This is a genomic window from Variovorax sp. 20P10.2.4 (genome assembly GCF_058244205.1).
This window is the reverse complement of the sequence record NZ_JBZAYE010000655.1, coordinates 1-3,921: the sequence shown is the minus strand read 5'-3', so window position 1 is coordinate 3,921 and position 3,921 is coordinate 1. Positions and strand designations below refer to the sequence as shown.

At 70.5% G+C, this 3,921-nt stretch carries 4 protein-coding genes; all 4 read right to left on the bottom strand.

What is annotated here, in order from left to right:
* Positions 1-287 (bottom strand): GTP-binding protein (locus AC27VN_RS35095; RefSeq protein WP_490879594.1); only part of this gene is annotated, 287 nt, incomplete at its 3' end.
* Positions 284-1,888: an amidohydrolase family protein gene (locus tag AC27VN_RS35090; protein ID WP_490879593.1), complete on the bottom strand. Its 1,605-nt coding sequence runs from the start codon at positions 1,886-1,888 to the stop codon at positions 284-286. The genes AC27VN_RS35095 and AC27VN_RS35090, both read right to left, overlap by 4 nt.
* 146 nt (positions 1,889-2,034) lie before the next feature.
* Positions 2,035-2,928 (bottom strand): helix-turn-helix domain-containing protein, encoded by an 894-nt coding sequence (locus tag AC27VN_RS35085; protein WP_177239591.1) that lies wholly within the window; start codon positions 2,926-2,928, stop codon positions 2,035-2,037.
* A 146-nt stretch (positions 2,929-3,074) separates the two neighbouring features.
* A partial coding sequence (locus AC27VN_RS35080) for a tripartite tricarboxylate transporter substrate binding protein (protein WP_490879592.1) occupies positions 3,075-3,921 on the bottom strand: 847 nt, incomplete at its 5' end.

Sequence of the window (3,921 nt, the reverse complement as noted above, 5' to 3'; positions counted from 1 at the left end):
GTCTCGCGTTCCTCGATCAGCGCCGCGATGGTGCCGGGCAGGTCGCCGCCCATCGCGCAGCACACGCAGCCGTTGCTCAGCAAGGCCATCGGCACCTTGGCGGCGGTGGCGGCGAGCACCGCGCCGTCGAGGTCGACCTCGCCGATCTCGTTGACGATCACGGCCGTGTCGGCCGCCTGCGGCAGCCGCAGGTAGCTCGACAGCAGCGTGGTCTTGCCGCTGCCGAGGAAGCCGGTGAGCACGGTCAGTTCGATCGGCACCGGATGGAAGTCGCTCGCCGGATTCATGACGTGGCCGCCTCGGCGCGGTTGGCCGCGACCATCGCGCGCACGTCGGCCAGCAGCTCGGCCGTGTCGTAGCAGATGCCGCCCGCGATGGTGCGGCTCAGGCCGCGCTGCCACTCCACGCGCCGGCTGTCGTCGTTCAGGCGCATCGCGCCGGTGCCGTAGAGCAGTTTGAAGTCCTCGAGCGGATTCTGGTCGTGCACCAGCAGGTCGGCGCGCTTGCCGACCTCGAGGCTGCCGCAGTCGGCCTCGATGCCCAGCAGGTGCGCGCCCTCGAGCGAGGCGGCGCGGATCACCTCGAGCGGATGGAAGCCGGCCTCCTGCAGCATCTCGAGCTCGCGCACGAAGCCGAAGCCGAACAGCTGGAAGATGAAGCCCGAGTCGCTGCCCGCGCAGACGCGGCCGCCGCGGTTCTTGTACTCGTTGATGAAGCGCATCCAGAGCCGGTAGTTCTCCTTCCACTCGATCTCGTTCTTCGTCGACCAGCGGTACCAATACGAGCCGTGGCCGCCGCGGTAGGGCTGGAAGTTGTCCCAGTAGGCCTGCCAGGTGTAGTCGTCGTGCCAGTCGGCGCGGCGCGTGCGCATCAGGTCGCGGTTGGCGTCGTAGATGCCGAAGGTGGGCACGAAGGCGAAGCCGAGTTCGAGGAAGCGGTCCATCGCGTTGCGCCAGGTGGCGCTGCCGGGCTGCGCGGCCTGGCCGAAGGTCTGGCCCGCGACCGAGAAGCGGAAGTACTCGTCGCCGTAGTCGTAGTCGGCCGGGTAGTTCTGCACCACGCGTTCCTCGAACAGCGCCTCGGGCAGGCCGTAGTAGTGCTCGGCGCTGGTCAGGCCCCACTGCGCGGTGGTCAGCGCGTTCATGCGCGTCACGGCCATCTGCGCATGGTGGCAGCCGCTGCGCAGGCCCAGGCTCGCGCACTCGGCCAGCGCGGCCTGCATGAGGGCCGGCGGCGCGCCGAAGAACTTCACGCCGTCGGCGCCGCGCGCCTTGAGCCGGCCCAGCCAGTCGCGCGCCTGCGCCGGCGTGTGCAGGGTCTTGAGGATGTCGTTGACGGCCGGGAAGTAGGCGTGCGCGAGGATGCGCGGCGCCGCGATGGTGCCGGCGGCCGCGCGCTCGCGCTGGTCCAGGGTCCAGCCCAGGCCGTTGAAGCAGCCCATCTCGCGCACCGTGGTCACGCCATGCGCCAGCCACAGCTTGTAGACGTAGTCGGCCGGCGGCGCATCGCGGCTGACGAAGGGCGAGCCGATGTGGGCATGGGCATCGACGAAGCCCGGCGTGACGAACCTGCCGTGGCAGTCGATCTCGTGTTGGCCCGCGGCCGGGCGCCCGGCCGGATCGATGGCGAGGCGCGGCGCGCCCACGCTGCGCATCTCGACGATGCGGTCGCGCTCGATCACGATGTCCACCGGCCCCCAGGGCGGCGCGCCGGTGCCGTCGATCACGGTGGCGCCACGCAGCACCAGGCGCTCGAACGGCCCTTCGCCGCGGTCGCGCCGCGTGGCGCGCGCCTTCTCGGTGCCGCCGCGCAGCCGGAGTCCGGCCGCGATCTCGTCGCCGGCCTCGACGCCCGGCGTGCTGTCCTGCATCGCAGTTGCTGCTGTCACTCGAATCTCCTCGAACATCACCCGGAGAAGCCGGATGGCGAGGGCGATTCTTTCGAGCGAGGGGGCAGGCCGTCTCGGTCAATCCTGCGCGGCGGACAGCATGTTCTTGCTGCCGGGCCGGCGGGAGCGCGCGGTGGCGCGGTCCGCTACTGGCGCCGGGCCTGCCGGTAGACCTGCGGCGTCATGCCCTCGGTGCGGCGGAACAGCCGCGCGAGATGGCTGGAGTCGGAGAAGCCGCAGTCCATGGCGATCTGCAGGATGTTCTTGTCCGAGAAGGCCAGGTCGGCCTTGGCCAGCCGCAGCCGCGCCGCCACCAGGTGCGCATGCGGCGTGAGGCCGTAGCGCTGCTTGAAGCGGCGCGCGAAATGGAATTCGCTCATCTCGGCCAGGCGCGCGAGCCGCGCCACGCTCAGCGGCTCGTGCGGATGGCGCTCCACGTGGTCGAAGGCCGCCTGCAGGCCTTCGTGCGCCGGCGGCGCCTCGGCATGGACCACGCGCCCGTAGCTGCGCAGCAGGTGCGCCACCAGCGACTGCGCGATGCCATCGGCATACATGCGCCCGGCCGCGCCGTCGGCATCGAGCGCCGCCACGAGTTGCGCGCCGAGCAGGCGGCCCACGCGGTCGTCGCGGTACAGCGGGCCGTCGCGCGGCTCGAAGTCCTCGAAGTCGATGCCGAAGCGGCGCGCGGTCGCGCGCAGCTCGCCGAGCGAGAAATGGATGTGCAGCAGGTCGAAGGGGCTGGGCGATTCGAAGCCCGTGCGCTCGATGGTGCGCGAGTCGATCAGCCGCACGCTGCCGCCTTCGATCGGGCCGTCCCAGATCACCGTGTCGTCCACGCGCGAGCAGGCGTCCATCGGCAGCAGCACCATCGAGAACATCATGAAGTCCTGCGAGGTCTCGATGTCGAACTGGAAGGGCCCGGCCGTCTTGCGCGTCCAGCGCAGCACCGACACCCCGGTCGACGGCAGGTTCATCAGCGCACCGGCGCTGCGCAGGCCCCACAGGTCTTCCATGTCGTTGAGGTCGCGCAGGGGCAGCATGAGGTGCGTTCGGGAAGGGGCGGCGAGCGCCGAGGCAGTCGAAAGTGCGCGAATTCTCATGCATTTTCCGGGCCAGTCATCGGGGGGTAATCCCGGTCCGGCCGCCGACCGCGGCGTTCCCTCCGCTTCCCGCGCAGTGCGCGCGGCTACTGCGCCTGCAGCCCGAGCTCTCTCGTCATCGCCTGGTAGGTGGGCCAGGTGCGCTGGATGAAGCGCTGCAGCTCGGCGCCCGTGAGCGGCGCTTCCTCCACGCCGAGCTGCGCCAGCACGTTCCTGACGGCTTCCGACCTGGACGCCGATTCGCGGCAGGCATCGGCGACGCGGCGCACCACGTCGGCCGGAAGGCCCGCGGGGCCCAGGATCATGTTGCACTCGGTGAGGTTCTCGAACGCGGGCCCGGTGAAGCCCTCGTCGGCCCAGGTCGGAATGCCGGGCAGCAGCTTCTCCGAGCGCCCGCCCGAAATGACCAGCACCGGCCGGAAGCTGCCTTTCTGGATCCCGGGCCCCAGGCCCGCCAGCGAGCCCGCGCCGATGTCGATGTTGCCCGCCATCAGGTCGAACACCATCGGGCCCGTGCCCTTGTAGTTCACGATGTCGAACCTGGCGCCGGTCTGCTTGGCGAGCTGGGTCATCATGATCTGCCAGCCCGAGCCGATGCCGTAATTGCCCACCGACACCGGCCGCTGGCGCGCGAGCGCGAGCAGTTCCTTGAAGTTCTTCACCGGCAGGTCCTTCTTCACCACCATCGGCGACACGCCGGTGCTGAAGGCCGCGATCGGCACCAGGTCCTTCGAGGTGTCGAGCGGCACCTTCTTGAGCATCACCGGCGCCTGCGCGAGCTGGCTGTGCAGCGTGATGAGCAGGGTGTAGCCGTCCGCGGGGGAGCGCGCCACGTTGTCCGCCGCGATCATGCCGATGCCGCCGGGCTTGTTCTCCACCACCACCGCCTGGCCCAGGCTCGAGGTCATGTACTCGGCCACCGCGCGCGCGGTG